Origin of the sequence: Bradyrhizobium manausense (genome assembly GCF_001440035.1) — a bacterium.
GTDB lineage: Bacteria > Pseudomonadota > Alphaproteobacteria > Rhizobiales > Xanthobacteraceae > Bradyrhizobium > Bradyrhizobium manausense.
On sequence record NZ_LJYG01000047.1, the window covers coordinates 102,033 to 127,608 of the forward strand.

At 64.7% G+C, this 25,576-nt stretch carries 24 protein-coding genes; 18 read left to right on the forward strand and 6 right to left on the reverse strand.

Translation table 11 applies throughout. The annotated features are described in order from the left end of the window. Positions 1-610: 610 nt before the first annotated feature. Complete coding sequence (locus AOQ71_RS11645; protein ID WP_057746162.1) at positions 611-2,206, reverse strand: ABC transporter substrate-binding protein; 1,596 nt, start codon at positions 2,204-2,206, stop codon at positions 611-613. Between the two features lie 202 nt (positions 2,207-2,408). Here AOQ71_RS11645 and AOQ71_RS11650 point away from each other — a divergent pair, with 202 nt between their 5' ends. The 13 genes from AOQ71_RS11650 to AOQ71_RS11710 all read left to right on the forward strand — a co-directional run bounded on the left by AOQ71_RS11650 (position 2,409) and on the right by AOQ71_RS11710 (position 16,596). Further along, positions 2,409-4,064: an ABC transporter substrate-binding protein gene (locus AOQ71_RS11650; protein WP_057746166.1), complete on the forward strand. Its 1,656-nt coding sequence runs from the start codon at positions 2,409-2,411 to the stop codon at positions 4,062-4,064. 217 nt (positions 4,065-4,281) lie between these two features. Next, entirely contained in the window at positions 4,282-5,235 is a 954-nt protein-coding gene (locus AOQ71_RS11655) for an ABC transporter permease (protein WP_057746169.1), read from the forward strand. Between the two features lie 4 nt (positions 5,236-5,239). After that, positions 5,240-6,142 (forward strand): ABC transporter permease, encoded by a 903-nt coding sequence (locus AOQ71_RS11660; RefSeq protein ID WP_057746172.1) that lies wholly within the window; start codon positions 5,240-5,242, stop codon positions 6,140-6,142. Positions 6,143-6,330: 188 nt separating this feature from the next. Beyond that, positions 6,331-7,392: an ABC transporter ATP-binding protein gene (locus AOQ71_RS11665; protein ID WP_057746176.1), complete on the forward strand. Its 1,062-nt coding sequence runs from the start codon at positions 6,331-6,333 to the stop codon at positions 7,390-7,392. Beyond that, complete coding sequence (locus AOQ71_RS11670; RefSeq protein WP_057746179.1) at positions 7,389-7,586, forward strand: hypothetical protein; 198 nt, start codon at positions 7,389-7,391, stop codon at positions 7,584-7,586. Before AOQ71_RS11665 ends, AOQ71_RS11670 begins: the two co-directional genes overlap by 4 nt. Continuing rightward, positions 7,583-8,998, forward strand: a complete 1,416-nt coding sequence (locus AOQ71_RS11675; RefSeq protein ID WP_057746182.1) for an Asp-tRNA(Asn)/Glu-tRNA(Gln) amidotransferase GatCAB subunit A — start codon at positions 7,583-7,585, stop codon at positions 8,996-8,998. Before AOQ71_RS11670 ends, AOQ71_RS11675 begins: the two co-directional genes overlap by 4 nt. Next, positions 8,995-9,966, forward strand: coding sequence for an ABC transporter ATP-binding protein (locus tag AOQ71_RS11680; protein ID WP_057746185.1), 972 nt, complete (start codon positions 8,995-8,997; stop codon positions 9,964-9,966). Before AOQ71_RS11675 ends, AOQ71_RS11680 begins: the two co-directional genes overlap by 4 nt. 192 nt (positions 9,967-10,158) lie before the next feature. Continuing rightward, the gene (locus AOQ71_RS11685) at positions 10,159-10,428 is read left to right on the forward strand and encodes a GlsB/YeaQ/YmgE family stress response membrane protein (RefSeq protein ID WP_057746187.1); all 270 of its coding nucleotides are present in this window, start codon (positions 10,159-10,161) and stop codon (positions 10,426-10,428) included. 264 nt (positions 10,429-10,692) lie between these two features. Then, positions 10,693-12,441, forward strand: coding sequence for a type I secretion system permease/ATPase (locus AOQ71_RS11690; RefSeq protein WP_057746189.1), 1,749 nt, complete (start codon positions 10,693-10,695; stop codon positions 12,439-12,441). Next, positions 12,438-13,772 carry an HlyD family type I secretion periplasmic adaptor subunit gene (locus tag AOQ71_RS11695; RefSeq protein ID WP_057746192.1) on the forward strand — a complete coding sequence of 445 codons (1,335 nt, stop codon included), beginning with the start codon at positions 12,438-12,440 and terminating at the stop codon, positions 13,770-13,772. The genes AOQ71_RS11690 and AOQ71_RS11695 overlap by 4 nt, the downstream gene beginning before the upstream one ends. A 216-nt stretch (positions 13,773-13,988) precedes the next feature. After that, positions 13,989-15,458, forward strand: coding sequence for an AMP nucleosidase (locus tag AOQ71_RS11700; RefSeq protein WP_057746195.1), 1,470 nt, complete (start codon positions 13,989-13,991; stop codon positions 15,456-15,458). A 147-nt stretch (positions 15,459-15,605) separates the two neighbouring features. Then, on the forward strand, positions 15,606-16,235 hold the full coding sequence (locus AOQ71_RS11705) for a tetratricopeptide repeat protein (RefSeq protein WP_057746198.1): 630 nt from the start codon (positions 15,606-15,608) through the stop codon (positions 16,233-16,235). 85 nt (positions 16,236-16,320) lie between these two features. Then, positions 16,321-16,596: a DUF1488 family protein gene (locus AOQ71_RS11710; RefSeq protein ID WP_057746200.1), complete on the forward strand. Its 276-nt coding sequence runs from the start codon at positions 16,321-16,323 to the stop codon at positions 16,594-16,596. 115 nt (positions 16,597-16,711) lie between these two features. On the opposite strand, the gene AOQ71_RS11715 is transcribed toward AOQ71_RS11710, so the two are convergent. Beyond that, positions 16,712-17,194 (reverse strand): CinA family protein, encoded by a 483-nt coding sequence (locus tag AOQ71_RS11715; protein ID WP_057746205.1) that lies wholly within the window; start codon positions 17,192-17,194, stop codon positions 16,712-16,714. A 194-nt stretch (positions 17,195-17,388) separates the two neighbouring features. Between AOQ71_RS11715 and AOQ71_RS11720 the strand changes: the two genes are divergently transcribed. The 3 genes from AOQ71_RS11720 to AOQ71_RS11730 are packed head-to-tail and all read left to right on the forward strand — an operon-like array spanning position 17,389 to position 20,052. Further along, a complete protein-coding gene (locus AOQ71_RS11720) occupies positions 17,389-18,447 on the forward strand; it encodes an amidohydrolase family protein (protein WP_057746210.1) in 1,059 nt (352 codons plus the stop codon). A gap of 25 nt (positions 18,448-18,472) precedes the next feature. Next, complete coding sequence (locus AOQ71_RS11725) at positions 18,473-19,585, forward strand: amidohydrolase family protein (protein ID WP_057746212.1); 1,113 nt, start codon at positions 18,473-18,475, stop codon at positions 19,583-19,585. Positions 19,586-19,638: 53 nt separating this feature from the next. Further along, on the forward strand, positions 19,639-20,052 hold the full coding sequence (locus tag AOQ71_RS11730; protein ID WP_057746215.1) for a Rieske (2Fe-2S) protein: 414 nt from the start codon (positions 19,639-19,641) through the stop codon (positions 20,050-20,052). A 132-nt stretch (positions 20,053-20,184) separates the two neighbouring features. On the opposite strand, the gene tcuC is transcribed toward AOQ71_RS11730, so the two are convergent. Continuing rightward, a complete protein-coding gene (gene tcuC / locus AOQ71_RS11735) occupies positions 20,185-21,516 on the reverse strand; it encodes an MFS transporter (protein ID WP_057746218.1) in 1,332 nt (443 codons plus the stop codon). A gap of 145 nt (positions 21,517-21,661) precedes the next feature. Then, entirely contained in the window at positions 21,662-22,555 is an 894-nt protein-coding gene (locus tag AOQ71_RS11740; protein WP_057746221.1) for a transcriptional regulator GcvA, read from the reverse strand. 110 nt (positions 22,556-22,665) lie between these two features. Here AOQ71_RS11740 and AOQ71_RS11745 point away from each other — a divergent pair, with 110 nt between their 5' ends. Both AOQ71_RS11745 and AOQ71_RS11750 read left to right on the forward strand, forming a co-directional pair. Continuing rightward, entirely contained in the window at positions 22,666-22,869 is a 204-nt protein-coding gene (locus tag AOQ71_RS11745) for a DUF1127 domain-containing protein (protein WP_057746222.1), read from the forward strand. 65 nt (positions 22,870-22,934) lie between these two features. After that, positions 22,935-23,558: a GNAT family N-acetyltransferase gene (locus tag AOQ71_RS11750; RefSeq protein WP_057746225.1), complete on the forward strand. Its 624-nt coding sequence runs from the start codon at positions 22,935-22,937 to the stop codon at positions 23,556-23,558. 175 nt (positions 23,559-23,733) lie between these two features. Here the strand turns inward: AOQ71_RS11750 and AOQ71_RS11755 are convergent, their stop codons facing one another. Both AOQ71_RS11755 and AOQ71_RS11760 read right to left on the reverse strand, forming a co-directional pair. Then, positions 23,734-24,564 (reverse strand): enoyl-CoA hydratase, encoded by an 831-nt coding sequence (locus tag AOQ71_RS11755; RefSeq protein ID WP_057746228.1) that lies wholly within the window; start codon positions 24,562-24,564, stop codon positions 23,734-23,736. A 109-nt stretch (positions 24,565-24,673) separates the two neighbouring features. Continuing rightward, the gene (locus tag AOQ71_RS11760; protein WP_057746232.1) at positions 24,674-25,375 is read right to left on the reverse strand and encodes an SDR family NAD(P)-dependent oxidoreductase; all 702 of its coding nucleotides are present in this window, start codon (positions 25,373-25,375) and stop codon (positions 24,674-24,676) included. Positions 25,376-25,576: the final 201 nt, after the last annotated feature.

A 25,576-nucleotide genomic window follows, 5' to 3' on the forward strand; every position in this document is an offset into this window, starting at 1 on the left:
CCGCCGCAGCGAGGAGGCCGACACACTGGAAAAGCTGTTCAAGCTCTACGAAGCGCGCATCAGGGAGTTCAAAGCCAATCCGCCGCCGGAGGGCTGGACCGGCGCGTATGCGCTGCTGACGAAGTAGGGGCGAGCGAGAGGGCTCCGCCGTCGCCCACACTCCGTCATTGCGAGCGCAGCGAAGCAATCCAGAGTGTCTCCGCGGAAAGATTCTGGATTGCTTCGCTGCGCTCGCAATGACGAGCCGGTTGAGGCATTTGCGCTCAACAGCTCGCGATAGTCTCCTAGGGTGGGCAAAGGCGCATTGCGCCGTGCCCACGACCTGCGTCCATCGCAACCCAATGGTGGGCACGCTTCCGCCTTCGCTCTTCGAGCTACGGCGGACAAGTCGCTTTGCCCACCCTACGGCACCTGTGCTCGCCGCCCTCACTCGATCCCGGTCGTGGTCAGCGAGTAGGGTGGGTTAGCTCAGCGGATGCGCGACGCGCAGTCCGTTGAGCGTAACCCACCGACTTCGGTCGGCATTTGCGAAAAGCATGGTGGGTTACACCGTGCGAACTGCGCTTCGCGCAGTCGCAGGGCTAACCCACCCTGCGACAGCCGTGCTTCTTCACTCCACCCCGATCGTGGTCAGATCCTGGAACCAGTGCTGCGCCTGCACGAACTGCTTGATCTTCGGCGACAGGGCGTGCGGGTTGGTGTCGTGCACGACCCAGACCAGCACGGCATCGTCGACGACAAGCGCATGGGCCCGGGCCAGCAGTTCGTCCTGCTTGGTGCTGTCGAAGGTCTGCTTGGCCTGGTCGATCAGCGCGTCGACCTCAGGGTTCTTGTAGCCGCCCCAGTTGACGCCGACAGGCGCGATCTGGCCGGAGTGGAAGAAGCGGACGATGGCGTAGAGCGGGTCTGACGTGACATAGGCGATGTTGTTGGCGGTGATGCCGGCATTCATCTCGTCGGCGGCGCCCTTGCGCCAATGCGTATAGAGCGTCTCGAGCTCGACCACCTTGAAGTCGATCTCGATGCCGATCTCCTTGAAACTCTGCTGCAGGAATTCGTTCATCGGCAGCGACAGCATCTGGCCGGTACCGCCCTGCGCGATGATGAAGGTGGTCTTCAGCGGCTTTGCTTTGGAATAGCCGGCTTCCTCGACCAGCTTCTTCGCGGCAGCGAGATCGTACTTCAGTTCAAAACTCGGCTTGCCGAACCATGGGCTCGACGGGTCGACCTGGCCCTTGGCGGGTTTGGCGAGACCGTTCATCAGGCCGACGACCTCGTCACGGTTGATGGCAAGGTTCAGTGCCTTGCGCAGGCGGATGTCGGTCCAGGGTGAGCCCGGCAGCACGCTGAGATGATAATTCCAGACATGCGGCGTGACGTTGTCGACGAGCTTCATGCCGGCGGCTTTGAGCTGCGGTACGGCATCGGGCGCCGGCGTCTCGATCAGGTCGACCTGGCCGGCGAGCAGCGCATTGGTGCGCGTCAGCGCTTCCGGCATCGGCACCAGCACGATCTTGTCGACCTTGGGAATCCGCTTCGCGTTCCAATAGTCCGGGTTCTTGCTGAGCTCGGCAAGCTCGCGCGGCACCAGCTTTGTCAGCTTGAACGGGCCGGTGCCTGACGGCTGGCTTGCGAACTTGTCCCAGTCCTTGCCGAGCTTCTCATATTGCGCCGGGCTCGAGACCAGGAACCACAGCATCTGATAGGGAAAGAAGGAGTCGACCGTCTTGGTCGTGATCTCCACGGTGAAGTCGTCGATCTTGGCGTAGCTGGCGACCGAGGGCAGGCGGGTCTTCACCTGCGCGCTCTGGCGCTTGTCGAATTGCGGCGCCTTGTCGTTGAGCACCTTGTCGAGATTCCAGATCACCGCATCGGCGTTGAACTCGCTGCCGTCGTGAAACTTCACGCCCTTGCGCAGGGCGAAGCGCCACTTGGTCTTGTCGCTGTCATCGACCTTCCATTCCGTCGCGAGCCCCGGCACCAGCTTGCCCGGGCGGTCGGCGACGTCCATCTCCCAGGCCACCAGCGGATCGTAGATCGTGTAGGCCGTGAACTGGTAGGCGCCGGCGCCGCGATCGGGCTGGCCCGTCGTCAGCGGAATATCCGCCATCGAGATGCCGTAGCGCACCACCGTCTCGGTGCGCGCCGAGAGTGCTGATATCGCCAGCGCAAGCGCAGCGAGACAGGTCGTAACACGAATACGCATGGCCCAAAGCTCCCAGGAGAAATCCGGGGCCAAACCTGCAATCTTGATGCCAGAATAGGCAGGGCGGTGCCCATGCACACGCGCGATCACAAGGACTTGTCGTCGCAGGGGCAATTTGCAGAATAACTTTCCTCCACTGGCATAGCCATTGCATACGTTTGCATCAAAATTAATCATCGTTTCCGGGAAAAGGACGACGGCAATGCTTATCAAGACAACCGCGCGCGCAGCACTGATTGCTGCACTCGCCCTGACCTCTGCAGCCGCCTGGCCGCGCGCGGCCGGCGCCGAGACCGTGCTGCGCATCGGCATGACCGCGGCGGATATTCCGCGCACGCTCGGTCAGCCCGATCAGGGTTTTGAAGGCAACCGCTTCACCGGCCTCACCATGTATGACGCGCTCACCGGCTGGGACCTGTCCTCCGCCGACAAGCCGAGCGTGGTCATCCCGGGCCTTGCGACCGAATGGAAGGTCGACGATGCCGACAAGACCAAATGGACCTTCAAGCTGCGCCCCGGCGTCACCTTCCATGACGGCACGCCGTTCAATGCCGATGCCGTGGTGTGGAACGTCGACAAGGTCTTGAAGCAGGACGCGCCGCAGTTCGATCCGAGCCAGGTCGGCGTCACCGCCTCACGCATGCCGACGCTGGCCTCCGCGAAGAAGATCGACGACATGACCGTCGAGCTCACCACCAAGGAGCCCGACAGCTTCCTGCCGATCAATCTCACCAACCTGTTCATGGCGAGCCCGGCGAAGTGGCAGCATTTCTATGAAAAGGCCGAAGGCACTGATGCCAAGGCCAAGTCGCAGGCCGCCTGGGCCGCCTTTGCCAAGGACGCCGCGGGCACCGGCCCGTGGAAGATGGCGAGCTTCACCCCGCGCGAGCGGCTCGAGCTGGTCAAGAACGCTGACTATTGGAACAAGGCCCGCGTGCCCAAGATCGACAAGATGGTGCTGTTGCCGATGCCGGAGGCCAACGCGCGCACCGCGGCGCTGCTGTCCGGCCAGGTCGATTGGGTCGAGGCGCCGGCGCCGGATGCGCTGCCCGAGCTGAAGCAGCGCGGCTTCAAGCTCTACGCCAACGAGCAGCCGCATGTCTGGCCGTGGCAGTTCTCGCGCGTCGAGGGCTCGCCCTGGAACGACATCCGCGTGCGCAAGGCCGCCAATCTCTGCGTCGATCGCGAAGGCCTCAGGGATGGGCTGCTTGCGGGGCTCATGGTGCCCGCATCAGGCACCTTCGAGCCCGGCCATCCCTGGCGGGGAAAACCGACCTTCGAGATCAAGTACGACAAGCCGGCCGCGCAAAAGCTGATGCAGGAGGCCGGCTTCGGTCCGAACAAGAAGCTGACGGTGAAGATCCAGACGTCGGCTTCGGGCTCGGGCCAGATGCAGCCGCTGCCGATGAACGAATATCTCCAGCAGGCGCTCGCCGAATGCTATTTCGACGTGCAGCTCGATGTCATCGAGTGGAATACGCTGTTCACCAACTGGCGCCGCGGCGCCAAGGACCCTTCGGCCAACGGTTCGAACGCGACCAACGTCACCTATGCGGCGATGGACCCGTTCTTCGCGCTGGTGCGCTTCCTGCAATCGGGCATGGCCCCGCCGGTCTCGAACAATTGGGGCTATATCAACAATCCCAAATTCGACGAGCTGGTGAAGACGGCGCGGCAGACCTTCGATCCCGCCGCGCGCGACGCCGCGCTCGCCGAGCTGCATGCAGCCTCCGTCGACGACGCCGCCTTCCTCTACGTCGCCCACGACGTCGGCCCGCGCGCCATGAGCCCGAAAGTGACAGGCGTGATCCAGCCGAAGAGCTGGTTCATCGACTTCTCGCCGATTGCGATGCAGTGAGGTGATCGCGCATCCAGGTCTCCCGTCATTCCGGGGCGATGCGCAGCATCGAACCCGGAATCTCGAGATTCCGGGTCTGGTCCTTCGGACCATCCCGGAATGACCGGGCTAAGTAAAATACGTGGATGGCCGGGCCTTCGCCTCGCCGAAGCGGCTTCGGCCGCGCAGGCGGGNCCCGGCCATGACGGCATCTCCGCGCTAACCTGAGTAACCAAACGTGCTCGCCTATACCGCCAGACGCATCGTCTATGTCATCCCGATCGTCATCAGCGTGGCGCTGGTGTGCTTTCTGCTCGTGCACATCACGCCGGGTGATCCGCTGGTCGCGGTGCTCCCCGCCGATGCCTCGCAGGAGCTCGCGGCACAGCTCCGCGCCGCCTACGGTTTCGACCGGCCGCTGCCGGCGCAGTTCGGACTCTGGCTGTTGCGCGCGTTGCATGGCGACCTCGGCAATTCCATCGCGACCGGCCGCCCGGTGCTGGCCGAAGTCATGCGTGCGGTCGGCAACACCGTCACGCTGGCGATTGCCGCGGCCGTCATCGGCTTCACCATGGGCATCCTGCTCGGCCTGATCGCCGGCTATTTCCGCGAGACCTGGATCGACAAGGTCGCGACCTCCTTTGCCATCGCCGGCGTTTCGGTGCCGCATTACTGGCTCGGCATGGTGCTGGTCATCATCTTCTCGGTCGAGCTGAACTGGCTGCCCGCGGTCGGCGCCGGTCCCAACGGCTCCAACTCGTGGGCCTGGGACTGGGCGCATCTGCAATATCTCGTGCTGCCGGCGATCACGACCTCGGTGATCCCGATGGGCATCGTCACCCGCACCGTGCGTGCGCTCACCGGCGATATTCTCTCGCAGGACTTCGTCGAGGCGTTGCGCGCCAAGGGTCTGCACGAACGCGGGGTGTTCCGCCACGTCATCAAGAACGCCGCCCCGACCGCGCTCGCGGTGATGGGGCTCCAGCTCGGCTACATGCTCGGCGGCTCGATCCTGATCGAGACCGTGTTCTCCTGGCCGGGCTCCGGCTTCCTGCTCAACTCCGCAATCTTCCAGCGCGACCTGCCGCTGTTGCAGGGCACGATTCTGGTGCTGGCGCTGTTCTTCGTTGTCCTCAACCTCCTGGTCGACATCGCCCAAGCCGCGATCGACCCGCGCATCAAGCGGGGCTAGGGGGATGAGCGAGCTTCCCTTGTCCGCCACCGCCGACGCCGCGCTGCAGGTCGCGCCCGCCACCAGCGCCCGCGGCTATTGGGCGACGGTCGGCCGCCGCATCCTGCGCGACAAGGTCAGCATGGCCTGCGCCATCGTGCTGCTGCTGATCTTCGTCTCCGCGATCCTCGCGCCCTGGCTTGGGCTGGAAGATCCCTACAAGGGCTCGATGATCCGGCGCCTCCGCCACATCGGCACATCAGGCTATCCGCTCGGCACCGACGAGCTCGGCCGCGACATGCTGGCGCGGCTGATCTATGGCGGGCGGCTGTCGCTGGTCATCGGCATTCTGCCCGTGATCCTCGCCTTCTGCATCGGCACCTCGCTCGGCATCATCGCCGGCTATGTCGGCGGCAGGCTCAACACCGCGATCATGCGCACCGTCGACGTGTTCTACGCGTTCCCCTCCGTGCTGCTGGCGATCGCGATCTCGGGCGCGCTGGGTGCCGGCATCCTCAACTCCATCGTGGCGCTGACCATCGTGTTCGTGCCGCAGATCACCCGCGTCGCCGAGAGCGTCACGACCGGCGTGCGCAACATGGACTTTGTCGAAGCTGCGCGCGCCTCCGGCGCCGGGCCGCTCACCATCATGCGCGTGCACATCCTCGGCAATGTGCTGGGCGCGATCTTCGTCTATGCCACCAGTCTCATTTCGGTCTCGATGATCCTGGCCGCCGGCCTCTCCTTCCTCGGCCTCGGCACCAAGCCGCCGGAGCCGGAATGGGGCCTGATGCTGAACACGCTGCGCACCGCGATCTACGTCAATCCTTGGGTCGCGGCCCTGCCGGGTGCGATGATCTTCGCCGTCTCGATCTGCTTCAACCTGCTCTCGGACGGCCTGCGCAGCGCCATGGACATCAGGAACTAGGTCATGATGAGAAAGACGCAGGCTGCAAAGGCGTCGTCGGTGCCCCACCTCTCCCGAAGGGAGAGGTCGGATTGCATCGTCAGATGCAATCCGGGTGAGGGGTTACGCTCCACCGAGTTTGCCGCGCCCCCTCACCCGGCGCTGCGCGCCGACCTCTCCCCGATGGGGAGAGGTGGAGGACCGTGCCCATGACCGAGACCACAACATCCGTTGCCATGCTGGAGCCGGTCGAAGACCGCGGCGGCGTTGCGCAGCCGCTGCTCCAGGTCAACGGCCTGACGAAACACTTCCCCGTGCGTGGCGGATTGTTCGCCGCCAAGCGCACCGTGCGCGCCGTCGACAACGTCTCCTTCTCCGTCGCCAAGGGCGAGACCGTCGGCATCGTCGGCGAATCCGGCTGCGGCAAGTCCACCACCGCGCGGCTCCTGATGCATCTGATGCCGCGCGATGACGGCGACGTCATCTATGACGGCATGACCGTCGGGCAGTCGCTGTCCTTGCGCGAATTGCGCCGCGGCATGCAGATGGTGTTCCAGGACTCCTATGCCTCGCTCAATCCACGCCTGACGATCGAAGAGTCCATCGCCTTCGGCCCGAAAGTCCACGGCATGGCCGATGGCGCGGCGCGCGCATTGGCCCGTGAGCTGCTCGGCAAGGTCGGCCTGGTCCCTGCAAATTTCGCCAATCGCTACCCGCACGAAATCTCCGGCGGCCAGCGCCAGCGCGTCAACATCGCGCGTGCGCTGGCGCTGTCGCCGCGGCTGGTGATCCTGGACGAAGCCGTCTCCGCGCTCGACAAATCCGTCGAGGCACAGGTGCTCAATCTGCTTGCCGATCTCAAGCGCGAGTTCGGGCTGACCTATCTCTTCATCAGCCACGACCTCAACGTCGTGCGTTACATCTCGGACCGCGTGCTGGTCATGTATCTCGGCGAGGTCGTCGAGCTCGGCCCGGTCGACCAGGTCTGGGACAGTCCTGCGCATCCCTATACGCGCGCGCTTCTTGCTGCGATGCCGTCCTCCGATCCCGACAGGCGCACCGAGAAGCCGCCGATCTCGGGCGACCCGCCCAATCCGATCGATCCGCCCTCGGGCTGCCGTTTCCACACCCGTTGTCCGTTTGCGGAGCCGCTCTGCGCAAATGCGACGCCAAAGCTCACCGCGCTGGATAATATGGGCCACGAGGCCGCGTGCTACATGGCGATTCCAGGTTCAGGCCATAGCCGCGCGCCCCAAGAGGAAACCGCATGACAAGACCGACGACAAAGGAAATCCAGGCGACGGCGCAGATCGCCGGCGTCCCCGTGAACGAGGAGATCGCAACGCGCATCTCGAACTCCATCGGACCTGCCTTCGAGGGCTTTGCCGCCATCGCCGGCACGCTGCCGTTCGACCTCGAGCCCGCGCTCTATCCGCTCGCGCAGACCCAGAAGGTGTCGAAATGAGCACCGAGCCCGCCTTGATGACGCTCACCGAGGTCGCGCGCGCGATCGCGATGAAGCAGGTGTCCTCGCATGAGGTGACGCGCGCGCTGCTGCACCGCATCGCGCAATGGCAGCCGCATCTCAACGCCTTCATGTCGATCGAAGCGGAAGCCGCGCTGAAGGCGGCAGATCGCGCCGACGCCGAGCTTGCGAAGGGCGAGGTGCGTGGTCCGCTGCATGGCGTCCCGCTCGCGCACAAGGACATGTATTACGATGCCGGCAAGGTCTGCACCTGCGGCTCGCTGATCCGCCGCGATTTCGTGCCGACGGTGACGTCGACGGCGTTGCAGCGGCTGAAGGACGCCGGCCAGGTCAGGCTCGGCACGCTGCATCTGGCCGAATTCGCCTATGGCCCGACCGGGCACAACGCCCATTACGGCCCGGTGCGCAATCCCTGGAATGTCGCGCATATCACCGGCGGTTCATCCTCGGGCTCCGGCTCGGCCGTCGCCGCGCGACTGACCTATGCGGCGCTGGGCTCGGACACCGGCGGCTCGATCCGCTTTCCCGCGCATTTCTGCGGCGTCACGGGGCTGAAGACCACGGTCGGCCGCGTCAGCCGCGCCGGTGCGATGCCGCTGTCGCAATCGCTCGATACAGTTGGCCCGCTCGCGCGGACCGCGGAAGACTGCGCGCTGCTGCTGGCGTTGATCGCCGGTCCCGACCCCGAGGATACGACCACGAGCCAGGAGCCGCTGTCGGACTATGTCGCGGCGACCAAGGGCTCGCTGAAGGGCCTCAAGCTCGGGGTGCCCGCATCGTTCTATGTCGACGATCTCGATCCCGAGGTCGCGCGCGTGCTTGACGAGACCATTGCGGTGCTCAAGCGCGAGGGCGCCGACATCGTCAAGGTCGAGTTGCCGGATCAGCGGCAATTGCAGGCCGCAGCCCAGCTCGTGCTCGCCGCGGAAGCGGCCGCCTTCCACAAGCGCTGGATGATCGAGCGGCCCCAGGACTATGGCGCGCAGACCTTGATGCGGCTTCAGAACGGCCTCGCCGTTCCCGCCATCACCTATCTCGAGGCAATGCGCTGGCGTGGCCCGGCGCTTGCCGCGCACAATGCGGCAACCGCTGGCGTCGACGCGATCATCGCGCCGGCCTCGCCCGTGCCGGCACCGACGATCGAGGAAAGCGATGTCGGCGGCGGGCCGAACGCGCCGGCGCTGCTGCAGCGGCTGACGCTGTTCACCCGCCCGGTGAATTTTCTGGGCCTGCCGTCGCTCACCGTGCCGTCCGGCTTCACCAGGAGCGGCCTGCCCGTCGGCATGCAGCTGATCGGCCGCTCCTTTGACGAAGCGACTTTGCTGACCATCGGAGCCGCGTTCCAGCGCGTCACCGACTATCACGAGAGGTTGCCCAAACTGCCGTCATGACAAAGCTCGTCGAGATCTCAGGCCTCAACATCCGCTTCAACGGCGAGCGCACGGTCTATGCCGTGAACGATCTCAATCTCTCGCTCGGGACCAGCGAGGTGCTGGGCCTGCTCGGCGAGTCAGGCTCGGGCAAGAGCGTGACCCTGCGTGCCCTGATGCGGCTGTTGCCGAAGAAGCGCACGCAGATTTCCGGCAGGGTCGATGTGATGGGGCAGGATGTGCTCGCGATGAACGACGAGCAGCTGTCGTCGTTCCGCGGCCAGACCGTGTCGATGATCTTCCAGGAGCCGGCGCTCGCGCTCGATCCTGTCTACACCATCGGCGCGCAGATCGCCGAAAGCGTGGTGCGCCATGAAGGCAAGAGCTATGCGGAAGGGCGCGCGCGGGCGCTCGAGATGCTCGACATCGTGCGCATCCCCTCGGCGAGGAGGCGGCTGGACGCCTATCCGCACGAAATGTCCGGCGGCATGCGCCAGCGCGCGATGATCGCGCTCGCGCTCGCCTGTCGTCCCAAGATCCTGCTCGCGGACGAGCCCACCACCGCGCTCGACGCCACCGTGCAGATCCAGATCCTGCTGCTGCTGCGCGAGCTGCAGCGCGAGTTCGGCATGTCCGTCATCTTCGTCACCCACGACATTGGTGTCGCGGTCGAGATCTGCGACCGCGTCGCGGTGATGTATGCCGGCCAGATCGTGGAGCAGGGGACCTTGCGCGACATCGTCCGCGCCCCGGTCCACCCCTATGCCAGCGGCCTGCTCGCCTCGACCATCCACGGCGCCAGGCGCGGCCAGCGGCTGGAAACCATTCCCGGCACCCCGCCGTCGCTGGCCGAAAAGCCGAACAACTGCTCCTTCGCCCCGCGCTGCGCTGCGGCCCAGCCCCGCTGCCTTGAGCAGCTGCCGCCGGTCGTCGAGGTCGGACCTGGCCGGGCGGCACGATGCGTGCTGGCGGAGCCGGTGCACTCCTGAACTCAAAAATCCCCTGCGCCGGCACGCCCTTGTCACAGGCCGCACCCCGCATCGCGGCAATGGCCATTTCTACTGTGCATGGGGTTGTTTTAGCGATTCCAGGACTGAGGGGCCCCGCGGGGAACACCATTCAGACCCCGTTCATCCCGGTTCCCGTTCCATGGCCGGGTTAACGGAGAGGGACTTCATCTTATGTACATTTCTGGTCAAAGCCTCCTCGTCATCCTGTTCGTCGGCCTGGTTGCCGGTTGGCTTGCTGGCAAGGTGGTGCGGGGGAGCGGGTTTGGCATCATCGGCGACATCGTGATCGGCATCCTCGGTGCCTTTGTCGCGACCTTCCTGTTCCCGAGGCTCGGCATCCATCTCGGCCTCGGGCTGGTCTCGGAGATCATCTATTCCGCGATCGGCGCCGTCATCCTGCTGCTGGTGGTCCGGCTGGTCCGCGGCGGCGGCCGGCTCTAGCGGTCCGACCGGTCGGAACCTTGCGCCTCTCCCCAGCGGCTTGTCAGCGCCCTGGGGGGAGGCGCTTGTCTTTGCTCGAAAAAGCCGCAAAGACTGTGAAACACCGGACTTGCGGATCGGGCTGTTCGCAGTAGATGTGGCCAGGCCCGGATGAATTAGATTGCATTGCAAGCGGGGAGAACCCGATATTAATCCGCGGCGCATACGCCATGATTCGCCTTTGAATCCAGGGGGTCTGCCCCTCACCCGAAAGAGATCAGACTGATGGCAGCCGTTCCCGGCCTCCGCCGTTCAGAGCTCGGTGACGCGCTGCGTGCTTGCCGCACGGCATTCGTCGGCGTCGGCTTCATGAGCTGCATGATCAACCTGCTCTATTTGACCGGGTCGATCTTCATGCTGGAGGTCTACGACCGGGTGCTGCCGAGCCGCAGCATCCCGACCCTGGTCGGCCTGATCGTGCTCGCCGGCGGCCTCTACATGGCGCAGGGCGTGCTCGACATGATCCGCAGCCGCATCCTGGGACGGGTCGGCACCGCACTCGACGAAGCCCTGAACAAGCGCGTGTTCGACACCATCGTGCGGCTGCCGCTGCTGGTTGGCAATCGCAACGAGGGGCTGCAGCCGCTGCGCGACCTCGACAATGTCCGCTCCTTCCTCGGCGGCATGGGCCCGAGCGCCTTCTTCGACCTGCCCTGGCTGCCGCTCTATCTCGGCATCTGCTTCGCCTTCCACGTCTGGATCGGCGTGACCGCGCTGGTCGGCGCGGTCATCCTGGTCGGCCTGACGCTGGTCACCGAATTTCTGTCCCGCCAGCCGGCCAAGGAGGCCATGGGCCTTGCCGCCCAGCGCAACGACCTCGCCCAGTCCAGCCGCCGCAATGCCGAGGTGCTGGTGTCGATGGGCATGGCCGGCCGGCTCAACGCGCGCTGGAGCGCGGCCAACGAAAAATACCTCGCCGGCAATCAGCGCGCGAGCGACGTCGCCGGCGGCCTCGGCGCCATCGCCAAAGTGCTGCGCATGATGCTGCAATCCGCCGTGCTCGCCGTCGGCGCCACGCTCGTCATCCACCAGGAGGCGACCGCCGGCATCATCATCGCCGGCTCGATCCTCTCGGCCCGCGCGCTGGCGCCGGTCGATCTCGCCATCGCGCATTGGAAATCCTTCGTCGCGGCCCGCCAGAGCTGGCACCGCCTCAGCAAGCTTCTGGAGCAGATGCCGGCGCAGGCGACGCCGACGCAATTGCAATCGCCCACCAGCCGCCTCTCGGTCGAAGGTGTTGCCATGGTGGCGCCGGGCGACCAGCGCCTCATCGTGCAGGACGTCACTTTCTCTCTCGAAGCCGGCAACGGCCTCGGCGTGATCGGGCCGAGCGGTTCCGGCAAATCCTCGCTGATCCGCGCGCTGGTCGGCGTCTGGCAGCCGGTCCGCGGCAAGGTCCGGCTCGACGGCGCCGCGCTCGACCAATGGTCGAGCGACGTGCTCGGCCGCTACATCGGCTATCTGCCGCAGGACGTCGAATTGTTCGGCGGCACCATCGCGCAGAACATCAGCCGCTTCGACCCCGAGGCGACCTCCGACGGCATCATCGCCGCGGCCAAGGCAGCCGGTGTGCACGAGATGATCATCAAGATGCGCGAGGGCTACAACACCCAGGTCGGCGAGCAGGGCGCCTCGCTCTCGGCCGGCCAGGCCCAGCGCGTCGCGCTGGCTCGCGCGCTCTACGGCAATCCGTTCCTGATCGTGCTGGACGAGCCCAATTCCAATCTCGACACCGAAGGTGACGAGGCGCTGACACGGGCGATCCGGAGCGCCCGCGAGCGCGGCGCCATCGTCGTCGTGGTGGCGCACCGGCCGATCGGCGTCGAGGCGGTCGACCAGATCCTGGTGCTGCGAGACGGCCGCATGCAGGCCTTCGGTCCGAAGGAGCAGGTCCTCGCCCAGGTGCTCCAGCCCCGCGTCGCGCCGCCGGCGCCGATCAAGGTCGTCAGCGAAGGCGGAGTGACCAAAGCATGAGCACGATGACGGTTGGCGGGACCAAGGCGGCCGCGACCAAGACTGTCCGGGACTCCATCCGGTTTCATCTGATGCTTGGGCTTGGAACCGTGGCGTTCCTCGCCGTCGGTCTCGGCGGCTGGGCCTCGACGGTGCTGATCTCAGGCGCGCTGATCGCGCCGGGCCAGGTCGTGGTCGAATCCAATGTCAAGAAGGTGCAGCATCCGACCGGCGGCGTGGTCGGCGAGGTGCGCGCCCGCGACGGCGACGTGGTCAAGGCGGGCGACATCGTGGTGCGGCTCGACGACACCGTGACCAAGGCCAACCTCGCCATCGTCGTCAAGAACCTCGACGCGGCGCAGGCGCGTGCGGCACGGCTTCAGGCCGAGCAGCGCGGTCTCGACAAGATCGAGTTTCCGCAAGCGCTGCTTGACCGCCGTGACGATCCTGATGTCAAGGCGCTGCTCTCCGCCGAAACCAAGCTGTTCGAGGTCCGTGTCAACGGCCGTGCAGGCCAGAAGGCGCAGCTGCGCGAGCGCATCCAGCAGCTCAACGAGGAGATCGAAGGTCTCTCCGCGCAGGAGAAAGCCAAGGACAGGGAGATCGCGCTGGTACAGCAGGAGCTCACCGGCGTCCGCGATCTCTATGACAAGCATCTGGTGCAGATCTCGCGCCTGACCACGCTGGAGCGCGACTCGGCCCGCCTCAACGGCGAGCGCGCCCAGTACGTCGCCTCGCGGGCCCAGGCCAAGGGCAAGATCACCGAGACCGAATTGCAGATCATCCAGGTCGACAAGGACATGGTGAGCGAGGTCTCCAAGGATCTGCGTGAGACCAACGACAAGAGCGGCGAGCTGATCGAGCGCAAGGTCGCGGCCGAGGACCAGCTCCGCCGCGTCGACATTCGCGCTCCGCAGGACGGCATGGTGCTGCAATCGACGGTGCACACCGTCGGCGGCGTCGTCACCGCCGGCGACACCTTGATGCTGATCGTGCCGCAGACCGACGATCTCCAGGTCGAGGCCAAGGTCAATCCGGTCGATATCGACAAGCTGCAGATCGGCCAGAAAACGCTGCTGCGTCTGTCCGCCTTCAACCAGCGCACCACGCCGGAGCTCAACGGCGTCGTCAGCCGCGTCTCGCCAGACGTCACCACCGACCAGCGCACGGGCCAGAGCTACTATACCATCCGCGTCTCGATGTCGGCGGAAGAGGTCGCCAAGCTCGGCGATTCCAAGCTGATCCCCGGCATGCCGGTGGAGGCGTTCGTGCAGACCGGCGACCGCACGATGCTGTCCTACCTCTTGAAGCCGCTGCACGACCAGTTCATGCGGGCGTTCCGGGAGAAGTGACACGCGAAAGCGTGTCATCCCGGAACGCGCTTAGCGCGCATCCGGGATCTGGAGCGGCAAGCTCGATTTCGTAGGGTGGGTTAGGCGAAGCCGTAACCCACAACTACTCCATCCGCTGAAGCAGAAGCGGTGGGTTACGCTGTGCTAACCCCACCCTACGGCACCTGCTTCTTTGCTATAGTTCGACTCACGTTCCCAAAACCCGCCGGTCGAACAATGCAGTCTCCACCATCCATCGCCACCAAATCCTTCTCCGACGCATCCGCGGCCGTCGCCCGCCTCGAAGAGATCTACGAGCGCAACACCAAATTCCTGCGCGACCGGTTCGAGGCCTATGTCTCCGGTGAAGCGATCACGACGCGGGTGCGGGCTTATTATCCGTTTGTCCGTCTCACCACCGCGACGCATGCGCGGCTGGATTCGCGTCTCTCCTACGGTTTTGTCGCCGGTCCCGGCGTGCACGAGACCAGCGTGACGCGGCCGGATCTGTTCCGGGCCTATCTCACCGAGCAGATCGGCCTGCTGATCCAGAACCATGGCGTGCCCGTCGAGATCGGTGAATCCGCCGAGCCGATCCCGATTCACTTCGCCTATCGCCGCGATATCAACATCGAGGCGGCCATCACCACCAGCGAGAACTCGCCGGTGACGCGATCGCTGCGCGACGCGTTCGACGTGCCTGTTCTCGCCACCATGGACGATTCCATCGCCGACGGCACGTTCCAGCTTCAGGCAGGTGCGCCCGAGCCGCTCTCGCTGTTCCGCGCCGCCCGCGTCGACTACTCGCTGCGCCGGCTCTACCACTACACCGGCACGGACCCCGAGCATTTCCAGAACTTTGTGATCTTCACCAACTACCAGTTCTATGTCGATGCCTTCGCGCAAGCGTGCCAGCAGCGGCTCCAGTCCGGCGAAGCCGGGCTCGACGCGTTCGTTGCGCCCGGCAACGTCGTCACGCGCGGCGACGGGAGCACGACCGGGGTCGCGCCTGCGCGCACGCCGAACATGCCGGCCTTCCATCTGGTCGCGCCTGATTATCGCGGCATCACGCTGATCAATATCGGCACCGGTCCCTCCAATGCGCGCAATGTCACCGATCACGTCGCGGTGCTGCGGCCGCATGCCTGGCTGATGCTCGGGCACTGCGCGGGCTTGCGCAACACGCAGCGGCTCGGCGATTACGTGCTTGCGCATGGCTATGTGCGCGAGGACCACGTGCTCGATCGCGAGTTGCCGCCGTGGGTGCCGATCCCGGCGCTGGCCGAGATGCAGGTCGCGCTGGAGCAAGCGGTTGAGGACGTCACGGGTCTGGAAGGTTTCGAGCTCAAGCGATTGATGCGCACCGGTACGGTCGCCAGCGTCGACAACCGCAATTGGGAAATCTCCGGCCCAGAGGTCATCCGCCGCCTGTCACAATCGCGCGCCGTCGCGCTCGATATGGAATCGGCTGCGATCGCCGCCAACGGTTACCGCTTCCGCGTGCCCTACGGCACGCTGCTCTGCGTCTCCGACAAGCCGCTCCACGGCGAGATCAAGCTCGCGGGCATGGCCAGCGAATTCTATCGCGCCCGGGTCGGCCAGCATCTCGAGATCGGCCTGAAGGCGCTCGAGCGGCTCAAGCAGCAGGAATCGGAGCGGCTGCATTCGCGCAAGCTTCGTAGCTTTGCCGAGGTCGCGTTCCAGTAAATCGATCAGAGCTGCCCCCAACAACGGCAGCACGCTTGTCGTGCCGAGCTCGTCGTATGCCCGCGTGCGTGCCCGCGGGAATATCCCTGCCGAAGCAGGGTTATCATCTCGTCCGGGGCGTGTTCGAGCAGATATCAGGAGACCACAATGGTCAGTCCGATCATCAGGCTTGCCGTTCGCGGCGCGTATCTTGCGGCGCTCACTGCCATGGCCGGATCTGCACCTGTCTGGGCAGCAGGTGGCGGAGGTGGCGGCGGAGGCGGTGGAGGTGGAGGCGGGATGGATCCCTTCGCCCACCCCTCTTCCAGCCAGAGTACGCCGGCCCCGACCTATCCGTCGCGCAGCGGCACCAAAGCCACACAGAAGGGCAAGAAGGCCAATAACCAGTCGAGTATCGATGATCCGGCCTTTGCCGCAGGCTACCGCGTGGCCTACGACACCATCTATGAGCGCAACGACTACCTTGCGGCGATCGCGCAGTTGAAGTCACTCGGCCACGACGACAATGCGAATGTCGCCAATCTGATCGGTTACTCCTACCGCAAGCTCGGTGACTACAAGCAATCGCAGGTCTGGTACGAGCACGCGCTGAAGATCGACCCGAACCACGTGCTAACCTGGCAATATTATGGCCTGTGGCAGCTCGAGCAGGGCAATCGCGAGCAAGCGATGTTCCATCTCAACCGGATCGCGGCCATTTGCGGGACGGATTGCGACGAGTACAAGTCACTGGCAGCAGCACTGGACAAGCCCACCGGTACAGCTCTCGCCTACTGAAGCCTGTGAGCCGACTGCCAGCTGTGGGGTGACAAGTCCGGCGAATTTCAGCATTGTCCCGTTCGGGGGCGAACGGGACAATTGCATGCCGCTGACGCGCGACAGGATCATCGGCCATGACCTCGAACGTCTGGCCTTCCGCTTCACCATGCTCAACGATGGTGACGTTGTGGATTGCCAGATCAGCGACGCCGCGATGGACGAGCTCGCGGGCATGCAGGGCACCGAAAGCAGCGCCCGGCAAGCGCAGTTCTTGTCCTTGCGCGAAACCATCGAGCGGATCGCGTCAGATCTCTATGACGAGGCGCCGCGGTTCAAAGGCCATGTGGTGCGAATTTTTGTGCGCCATTTGGGACGGTGAGGTCGGTCCTTGCCTCGAGCAATAGTGCCTCTCCGTCATCCTGAGGTGCTCCCCTTGCACCGCAAGGGGAGCCTCGAAGGACGACGGAACTGAACGCGTGGTCGCTGGCAACCGTTCACCCCTCCAGCTTCCTCAACAACAACTTCAGCGCCGTCGCCGCGAACATCTGCATATTGGCGAGGCGATCATTGCTGCCCGTCTCCAGTGTCATCACCTGCGTTGCGGGCCCCGCGACCGCCATGCAGCTGTGGCCGGCGGCATCGCCGTAGCGGTTGCCGGTCGGGCCGGCTGCGCCGGTCTCGGACAGGCCCCAGTCGGAGCCGAAGCGGCTGCGCATCTGCTCGGCGAGGAATTTTGCGTAGGGCTCCGAGGATGAGCGCAAGCCTTTCATCCCCTCGTCTGAAATATCCATCAGCACGCGTCTGGCGTCGCGGGTGTAGACCACGGCGCCGCCGAGGAAATAGGCGGAGGCGCCGGGCACCGCGAGCAGGCTTGCCGCGATCAGGCCGCCGGCCGAGGATTCCGCAACCGCAATCGTCTGTTTGCGCGCGATCAGTTTCGCTGCCACCTGTTCCGCAATGCCGACGAGTTCTTTCATCCTCTCCCCCTTGTTCCCTTCGCAACCGAGCTCAGCCTTCCTAGCATATGACAGCAGCGGTGGCCGAGTTGCGGGCGAGGGGCAGGCCTGCTTGAATGGCTACAAGGCGGAGCGGCGAAGAGCCGCCCGCGAACGGAGCGGCCAAGCGCCGCCCCACGACGAGACCGACGAGGAAACGTGAGAAGGGAGACGTCATGGCGTCCCTGATCGCCGGTGGGGTGGATTGCGATGTTCATCCAGCCGTGCCGCATCTGACCAGCCTGCTGCCCTATCTGAACGATTATTGGCGCGACCAAGTGACGACGCGCGGCATGGTCGACCTCGTTTCGCAATCCTATCCGAAGAATTCGCCGATCGTGGCGCGACCCGATTGGCGTCCCGAGACCGGCAAGCCCGGCGAAAGCCTTGAGGACATGCAGCGCCATGTGCTCGATCCCTTCCAGCTCAGCTGCGCCATCTGCAATCCGCTTTACGGTGTGCAGATGGTGTTCTCGGAGGACATGCAGGCCGCCTTCTGCCGCGCGCTGAATGAATGGCTCGCCAGGGAATGGCTCGATCGTGACTCCCGGCTGCGCGGCTCGATCGTGATCCCGACGCAAAGCATCGAGAAATCCGTCGCCGAAATCGAGCGGTGCGCAGAAGACAAGCGCTTCGTGCAGGTGCTGATGCTTGTGATGGGCGACACGCCGCTCGGCAAGCGCGGGCTGTGGCCGATTTATCAGGCGGCGGAACGGCTCGACCTTCCGGTCGGCATCCACGCCGGTTCCGCCTATCACAATCCGCCGACCGCGGTCGGTTGGGGTTCCTATCACATCGAGGATTATGTCGGTCAGGCGCAGGCGTTCCAGACCCAGCTCACCAGCCTGATCGTCGAGGGCGTGTTCGCAAAATATCCGCGGCTGAAGATGGTGATGCTGGAGTCGGGCGTGTCCTGGATCTCGCCTTTTCTCTGGCGCCTGCACAAGTTCTGGCGCGGGGTGCGGATGGAGACACCTTGGGTCGATCGCGCGCCGCTGGACATTGTGCGCAGCAACATCCGCTTCTCATTACAGCCATTTGATGCGCCGCCGGAACCCGAGACATTAATTCGCCTGTTTGATCATATGCAGTCCGACGAATTGGTCCTATTCTCCACGGACTATCCGCACTGGCAGTTCGACGGCCAGGATGCGCTGCCCGAGGGTCTCACCCCTGATCTCGTGCGCAAGATCATGATCGACAATCCGCATGCTACCTATCCCCGCCTGAAATGAGCCCGCTGCCAAAGGAGGCAAGGCGATGAACATCCAGTTCCGCGAGAGCACCGAAACGTCCTCCCCCTTGACGACCAAGACCGCGATTGCAGACTGCGACATCCATCCGGCACGCGCGACCCGGACCGAGCTTTATCCCTACCTCGCCAAACGCTGGCAGCATCATCTCGAAATCTACGGCGTCCATGCCTATCAGGGCATGATGGAAGGCCCGCCCTATCCGAAGGCCCAGCCCAACGCCTCGCGCCGCGATGCCTATCCGCCCGAAGGCGGGCCGCAGGGCTCTTCGCTCTCCTTCATGCAGAAGCAGCTGCTCGATCCCAACAATGTGCAGCTCGGTGTGCTCAATCCGCTCAACACCGGGCAGGGCATCCGCAATCACGAGCTCTCGGCGGCGCTGTGTTCCGCGATCAACGACTGGCAGATCGACAAATGGACCAGCAAGGACAAGCGCCTGAAGGCGTCCATTGTCGTGGGCAATGAGGACGGGATGTCGGCTGCTGCGGAGATTCGCGAGCGCGCCGGCGACAAGAATTTCGTGCAGGTGCTGCTGCTCAGCCGCAATGTCGAGCCGCTCGGCCAGCGCCGCTATTGGCCGATCTATCAAGCCGCGGAAGAGGCGGGGCTTCCGGTCGGCGTGCACGCCTTCGGCTTCGGCGGCAACCCGATCACACCATCGGGCTGGCCGTCCTATTACATCGAGGAGATGGTGGGCCACTCGCAGTGCCAGCAATCGGCGCTGGCGAGCCTGGTGCTGGAAGGTGTGTTCGACCGCTTCCCGAAGCTGAAGATGGTGATGATCGAGGCCGGCTTCGGCTGGGCGCCGTCGCTGGCGTGGCGGCTCGACAAGGTCTGGCAGCGGCTACGCAGCGAGGTGCCGCATGTGAAGCGGCCCCCGTCCGAATATATCCGCGAGCAGGTGTGGTGGACCACGCAGCCGATGGAAGATCCCGAAAGGCGCGAGGATCTGTTCGACGTCATCAAATGGATCGGCTGGGACCGGCTGTTGTTCGCGACCGACTATCCGCATTGGGATTATGACGAGCCGTCGCGGGTGCTGCCGGCAGGCGTGAGCGAGGCCAATCGCGAAGCGTTCTATCTCGGCAATGCCAAGAAGCTGTACGGGATTGCCGCATGATCCGGAAAAGTGTGAAGCGGTTTTCCGATCAGATCATGCGGAGGACTTAGAGCATGGCGCGGCATGTGGTTGCCGCGGTCGATGAATTGCCGCCCGGCACGCGAAAATTTCTCGAGATCGACGGCCGGCCGATCGCGGTCTTCAACATCAAGGGCGAGTATTTCGGCCTGATGAACCGCTGCCCGCATCAGGGCGCTGCGTTGTGCGAGGGGCCGCTGATCGGCCTTGCGCAGTCAAAGGATCCCGGCGAGATCGAGTACACCAAGCTCGGTGAGATCATCCGCTGCCCGTGGCACGGCTGGGAGTTCGACATCCGCACCGGCCAGTCCTATTGCGATCCCCGTCGCTTTCGCGTGAAAGCCTATCCCGCCCACGTCGAGCCGGGCGCAAGCGTGGTGAAGGGACCCTATGTCGCCGAGACGATTCCCGTGAAGGTCGAGAGCGACTACGTGGTGGTGGAGTTGTAGCTCCCTGTCATCCCGGGGCGATGCGAAGCATCGAGCCCGGAATCCATCGTGCGTCAGGAATGCTGGGAGAAATAGATTCTCAGGTGCGCAATTGCGCACCATAGTTCGCGCGACGCGCGCCCCGGAACGACATCAATGCCCAGCCGTCGGCTCGACGACCGGATCATACGTCGGCACCGCCTTGCCGCCGCCGCGATAGACGATCGAGGCCGCAATGATACCCAGCAGTGCTGCGAACATCAGCCAGGCGCCGGGCATAGCCTTGTTGCCGGTCTGCTCGATCAGCCAGGTCGAGGCGAACGGCGTGAAGGTGCCGAACAGCGCGGCTGCGAGCGCGAAGGCCAGCGAGAAGCAGGTCGTGCGCACATGCGCCGGCACGATCTCGACCAGCGCGCCGAGCATGGTGCCGCTGTACATGCCGAAATAGAACGAGAACATCATCTCGACCGCGAGCAGCTTGCCGAAGGTCGGTGCCGCCACCAGCCAGCTCAGCGCCGGATAGGCGGTGAGCAGCGAGAGGGTGGCGATCCCGATCAGCACCGGCTTGCGGCCGATGCGGTCGGACAGCGCGCCGCCGACCGGATTCCAGATGAAGTTGGTGACGGCGACGAGCAACGTCACCAGCAGCGCATCCTGCGTCGACAGCTTCAGCACGGTCTTGCCGAAGGTCGGCGTGTAAACGGTCACGAAGTAGAACGTCGTCGTGGTCAGGATCGCGATCATCATGCCGAGGATGACGATGCGCCAATTGGCGAGCGCGGAAGCAAATACCTGGCTCGCGGTCGGGTGCTTCTTCATGGCGAGGAAAGCAGGCGTTTCCTCCAGCGTGCGCCGCAGGAAGAAGATCAGGGGAATGATCAGGCAACCGACGAAGAAGGGAATGCGCCAGCCCCAGGACGCGACCGTGTCGGCCGGCATCAGCTCGGACAGGATGTAGCCGAGGATGGAGGCGACGAAGATCGCGACCTGCTGGCTCGACGACTGGAACGAAGTGTAGAAGCCGCGATTGCCGGGTGTCGAAATCTCAGCAAGATAGACCGACACGCCGCCTAGCTCGACACCCGCGGAGAAGCCCTGCAGCAAACGGCCGATCAGCACGATGACGGGCGCTGCGATGCCGATCGTGGCATAGCTCGGACAGAAGGCGATGACGACAGTGCCGACCGCCATGATGCCCAGCGTGACGATCAGGCCCTGACGGCGGCCGATGCGATCGATGTAAGCGCCGAGGACGATTGCGCCGACGGGGCGCATCAAGGCGCCGAGCCAGAACACACCGAAGGTGTTGAGCAGCGACGCGGTCTCGTTGGTGGAGGGGAAGAACGCCTTGCCGATTGCGGCGGCATAGAATCCGAACAGGAAGAAGTCGAACTGCTCGAGGAAATTGCCCGATGTCGCACGCAGGATCGCGCCGATGCGCGACTTGATTGCTGGCGGATTTGATGATGCTGCTGGTCCAGCCATTGGCGTTACTCCCCTTCAAGACGTGGCCGGACCGGAACTCATTTTCACGGCAAGGCGGCAGATTGCTGCTGCGACAATCTGCCTAACCCCTGTCGCGCGCCGCGAGGCGAGTCAATCGGTTTTTCCGGGGGAAGCTGATGGTTTTTCAGGCTTTATTCTGCGCTGCAGCGATCATCCATTGGCGGAAGGCGGCAAGCTTCGGCGTCTCGCGACGGCCCTCCGGCGAGACCAGATAGAAGCCGGCATCGGCCGGCAGCGCGATCTTGAAGGGAACCACGAGCCGGCCCTTGGCGATGTCGTCCTGCACATAGGACGTCCGTCCCATCGCCACGCCCATGCCGTCGATCGCCGCCTGGACCGTCATCAAGGTCATGTCGAAGGTGATGCCGGGCTGCCGCGATATGCTGGTTGAAAGCCCCGCTGCCGTCAGCCAGAGGCGCCAATCGTCGCTGGTGGTGGTATGCAGCAGGACGTGGTCCTTTAGGTCCTCAGGCGTGCGCAGCGATTTGTCGCCCCGAAGCAGTGAAGGGCTGCACACCGGAAACAGCTCGTCCGCCATCAGCCAGTCGGCGCGCACGCCTGGCCATTGGCCTCGGCCGTAGCGGATCGCGGCATCCACATTGTCGCGCTGGAAGTCGACGAGGCTGGTCGAGGTGGTGATGCGGACGTCGATGCCGGGATGCGCCTCCTGGAAATCGCTCAGGCGCGGCAGCAGCCATTTCGCAGCGAGCGAAGCGATCGTCGAGACGGTCAGAACCTTGTCGTCCTCCTTGCGCAGCAGCCGGTCGGTGGCGAGGCGGAGATCGTTGAAGGCGGCGCGAACGCCGGGCAGGTAGTCGCGCGCTTCCGGCGTCAGCGCGAGCGCGCGGTTCTGCCGGATGAACAGGCGGATGCCGAGCTCCTCCTCGAGGCGCCGGATCTGATGGCTGATCGCGGTCTGGGTCACGTTCAGTTCGGATGCGGCCACCGTGAAGCTGAGATGGCGCGCGGCGGCCTCGAACGCCCGTAATCCGTTCAGGGATGGCAATCTGGCAGTCATTTGGCAGCATGATACATGAGTTTAATTCATGCGAAAAGGTACAAATTGTCGTTTGTAGATCTGCGAACGTGAGCAGATATTAGTGGCCAACTTAGCTCCAGGAGCTGAAGATGTCTACTTTGACCCAGAATTCGATGACAAATCATCATGCGCCCGGGCTGCTCTACCAGATCGGCGAAACGCTCCACATCTGGCACGAGCGCTACCGGACCCGGCGCGAGCTGACCAACTGGACTGCCCGCGATCTGCACGACGTCGGCCTGTCCTGGACCGACATCGCCCACGAGGCCGACAAACCCTTCTGGCGGGCCTGATAGGCCGCCAGGCCGGCGCCGCCTGACCACGGGGCGCCGGCGGTCCCTCTTCGAGGTCGCGTGTCATGAGCAGCTATCGTCTGGAAGACCTGAGGCAACACGCGGATACGCTGCGTACCCGCGACGGAGGGGCGGTCAACCTTCGCTTCGTCGAGCCGCGCGATACCGACGAGCTTCAACACTATTTCCGTTCGCTCACGACCCGCTCCCGCTACAACCGCTTCTTTGGAGCGATCAGCGAGCTGCCGAAGGGGCTGCTGAGCGAGTTTCTCGACATCGGCGCGCGCGAGCGTTTTACCGTAGTCGCGACCAAGTTGATCGATGGCTTCGAGACCATCATTGCCGAGGCGCGCTACGCCTTCCACGCCGAGACCGCGACGCTCGAATTCGGCCTGTCCGTCGACGACCGCTGGCAGCGCCATGGCATCGCCACCGCGCTGATGAAGAATCTCGAATGCCGCGCCGCCGCGCTTGGCGCCGAGCACATGTTCGGCGACACCCTGCGCTCCAACGAAACCATGGTCTCGCTGGCACGCAAATCCGGCTTTGTCTTCGTCAATCACCCCGATGACTGGAAGCTGGTGCGCTTCGACAAGGAGATCCAGGTCGCGCCGCAGGACATCCCCTGCGCGAGCTGGCGTCTCGCCGACCTTTCCCGTCAGGCCGAACGCCCCTCAGCCTCGGCCTGACACCACTCCGTGCCCGGCCTGGCCAAGCCAGCGCCGGGCATTTTTTTGTGCGACGACGGAATGGATCCGCCTGTTCTGACTGCGTACCCGGATGGAGCAGCGCAATCCGGGATTCGTGCCACAAGCACTGAGACCCCGGATTTCGCTTCGCTCCATCCGGGCTACGGCTGACCAACTACTTCCCCGTAAACACCGCCTTGCGCTTCTCGATGAACGCCTGCACCGCCTCCTTGTGATCGGCGGTCGTGGTGAGACGGATCAATCGCTCGGCTTCGTGATCGCGCGCCGTCTCGAAATCGAACAGCAGGGCCTCATCGAGATTGTCCTTCATGTAGCGCAGCGCCAGGCGCGGGCCTTCGGCGAGAGACTTTGCCAATGCGAATGCTTCGGTCTGCAGCTTGTCGTCGGGCACGACGCGGTTGACGAGCCCGATCGCCTCCGCGCGCGCCGCGTCGACGCGGTCGCCGGTGAACAGCAGCTCGCGCGCCCGTGCGGTGCCGACGAGGCGGGTGAGCAGCCAGGCGATGCCGTAGTCACCGCTCAGCGCGATGCGGGCATAGCCGGTGGCGACAAAGGCCGATTGCGCGGCGATGCGGATATCGCAGGCCATGGCAATCGCCAGCCCGGCGCCGACCGCAGGGCCGGGCAGGGCGGCGATGGTCGGCTTGCGCACCGACGCCAGCGCGCCGGTGAGCAGCCGCTGCCGCTCCTGGAGATCGGCGACCTTCTCGTCAAAGGACATTTCCAGCTTCTTCGGATCGCGATGCGCGCCCATGCCCTTGACGTTGCCGCCGGCGCAGAACGCCTCGCCAGCGCCGGTGATGAGCAGCGCGCCGACATCGGGACTCTCACCGCAGGTGCGGATCATGGTCCGCAGCGCCGGGGTCAACGTGTCCGACAGCGAATTGCGCGCCTCCGGCCGGTTCAGCGTGATCACGGCGACGCGACCGCGGATGACGCAGAGGAGTTCATTGGTGCCGGTGTCGATGGCGGTTTCCGTGGTCATCTTCGCCTCCCTACTCCTTGGCGTCATTCCGGGGCGATGCGAAGCATCGAACCGGAATCTCGAGATTCCGGGTTCGGTCCTGCGGACGGCGCCGGAATGACGAACTCACTCAAAACTTCTCCACCCAAGGCCGCAGCTCGAGCTCCCAGCTCCAGGCGCTGCGCGGCTGCTGCAACACGTTCCAGTAGCTCTCGGCGATGGCATCGGGATCCAGCATCGAATCCGGCTTGTCCGCCGCTTCCGTGCGTGTCGCACTGCGGATGCCGCCGTCGATCACGAAATGCGCGACATGGATGCCTTGCGGCGATAATTCGCGCGCCATGCTCTGCGCGAGGCCGCGCAGCGCGAACTTGCCCATCGCGAACGGCGCCGATTGCGCATAGCCCTTGACGCTGGCCGAGGCGCCGGTGAACAGGATCGCGCCGTGCTGGTTCGGCACCATGCGCTTGGCGGCCTGCTGCGCCACCAGGAAGCCGCCATAGGCGCTGACCGCGATGGCATTCGCGACGTCGGCCGGGACCAGCTCGACGAACGGCCCGCGCGAACGGCCAGAGGCGTTGTAAACGACGAGGTCGGGCGTGCCGATCTCGCGCTCGACCAGGCCAAACAGGCGCTCGACCTCCTCAGGCTCAGTGGCGTTGCAGGCATAGGCCTTCGCGCCGGTCTCGCTGCAGAGTGCGCCCAGCTTCTCGATCTTGCGCGCGGCCAGCGCGACGCGGATGCCTTGCTTTGACAGCAGCCGTGCCAGCGAGGCGCTCAGGCCTTCGCCGGCGCCGACGATGAGCGCGACCTTGTATTTCGGATGTTCCATGATGTGATCTCTCGGGGACGGGACGCCGTTGATCTAGGCATCCGCCGTGCGGACAGCCAGCCGGCGCCATCGGCCTGCCGATCACAATTCCGCAGAGCGAATTGCTCCTTCACGGCAATCATGCCTCCCTGACAATTTGCAGCTTTATCGCCTCTCGCGACGGGAGCATGATCGACATCATCTCAAGCGGCAAGCGATAAG

Bases quoted from the DNA above. Each gene is read 5' to 3' on its own strand.
- AOQ71_RS11645 (WP_057746162.1), bottom strand. From the start codon at position 2,206: ATGCGTATTCGTGTTACGACCTGTCTCGCTGCGCTTGCGCTGGCGATA.
- AOQ71_RS11650 (WP_057746166.1), top strand. From the start codon at position 2,409: ATGCTTATCAAGACAACCGCGCGCGCAGCACTGATTGCTGCACTCGCC.
- AOQ71_RS11660 (WP_057746172.1), top strand. From the start codon at position 5,240: ATGAGCGAGCTTCCCTTGTCCGCCACCGCCGACGCCGCGCTGCAGGTC.
- AOQ71_RS11665 (WP_057746176.1), top strand. From the start codon at position 6,331: ATGACCGAGACCACAACATCCGTTGCCATGCTGGAGCCGGTCGAAGAC.
- AOQ71_RS11670 (WP_057746179.1), top strand. From the start codon at position 7,389: ATGACAAGACCGACGACAAAGGAAATCCAGGCGACGGCGCAGATCGCC.
- AOQ71_RS11675 (WP_057746182.1), top strand. From the start codon at position 7,583: ATGAGCACCGAGCCCGCCTTGATGACGCTCACCGAGGTCGCGCGCGCG.
- AOQ71_RS11680 (WP_057746185.1), top strand. From the start codon at position 8,995: ATGACAAAGCTCGTCGAGATCTCAGGCCTCAACATCCGCTTCAACGGC.
- AOQ71_RS11685 (WP_057746187.1), top strand. From the start codon at position 10,159: ATGTACATTTCTGGTCAAAGCCTCCTCGTCATCCTGTTCGTCGGCCTG.
- AOQ71_RS11690 (WP_057746189.1), top strand. From the start codon at position 10,693: ATGGCAGCCGTTCCCGGCCTCCGCCGTTCAGAGCTCGGTGACGCGCTG.
- AOQ71_RS11695 (WP_057746192.1), top strand. From the start codon at position 12,438: ATGAGCACGATGACGGTTGGCGGGACCAAGGCGGCCGCGACCAAGACT.
- AOQ71_RS11700 (WP_057746195.1), top strand. From the start codon at position 13,989: ATGCAGTCTCCACCATCCATCGCCACCAAATCCTTCTCCGACGCATCC.
- AOQ71_RS11705 (WP_057746198.1), top strand. From the start codon at position 15,606: ATGGTCAGTCCGATCATCAGGCTTGCCGTTCGCGGCGCGTATCTTGCG.
- AOQ71_RS11710 (WP_057746200.1), top strand. From the start codon at position 16,321: ATGCCGCTGACGCGCGACAGGATCATCGGCCATGACCTCGAACGTCTG.
- AOQ71_RS11715 (WP_057746205.1), bottom strand. From the start codon at position 17,194: ATGAAAGAACTCGTCGGCATTGCGGAACAGGTGGCAGCGAAACTGATC.
- AOQ71_RS11720 (WP_057746210.1), top strand. From the start codon at position 17,389: ATGGCGTCCCTGATCGCCGGTGGGGTGGATTGCGATGTTCATCCAGCC.
- AOQ71_RS11725 (WP_057746212.1), top strand. From the start codon at position 18,473: ATGAACATCCAGTTCCGCGAGAGCACCGAAACGTCCTCCCCCTTGACG.
- AOQ71_RS11730 (WP_057746215.1), top strand. From the start codon at position 19,639: ATGGCGCGGCATGTGGTTGCCGCGGTCGATGAATTGCCGCCCGGCACG.
- tcuC (WP_057746218.1), bottom strand. From the start codon at position 21,516: ATGGCTGGACCAGCAGCATCATCAAATCCGCCAGCAATCAAGTCGCGC.
- AOQ71_RS11740 (WP_057746221.1), bottom strand. From the start codon at position 22,555: ATGACTGCCAGATTGCCATCCCTGAACGGATTACGGGCGTTCGAGGCC.
- AOQ71_RS11745 (WP_057746222.1), top strand. From the start codon at position 22,666: ATGTCTACTTTGACCCAGAATTCGATGACAAATCATCATGCGCCCGGG.
- AOQ71_RS11750 (WP_057746225.1), top strand. From the start codon at position 22,935: ATGAGCAGCTATCGTCTGGAAGACCTGAGGCAACACGCGGATACGCTG.
- AOQ71_RS11755 (WP_057746228.1), bottom strand. From the start codon at position 24,564: ATGACCACGGAAACCGCCATCGACACCGGCACCAATGAACTCCTCTGC.
- AOQ71_RS11760 (WP_057746232.1), bottom strand. From the start codon at position 25,375: ATGGAACATCCGAAATACAAGGTCGCGCTCATCGTCGGCGCCGGCGAA.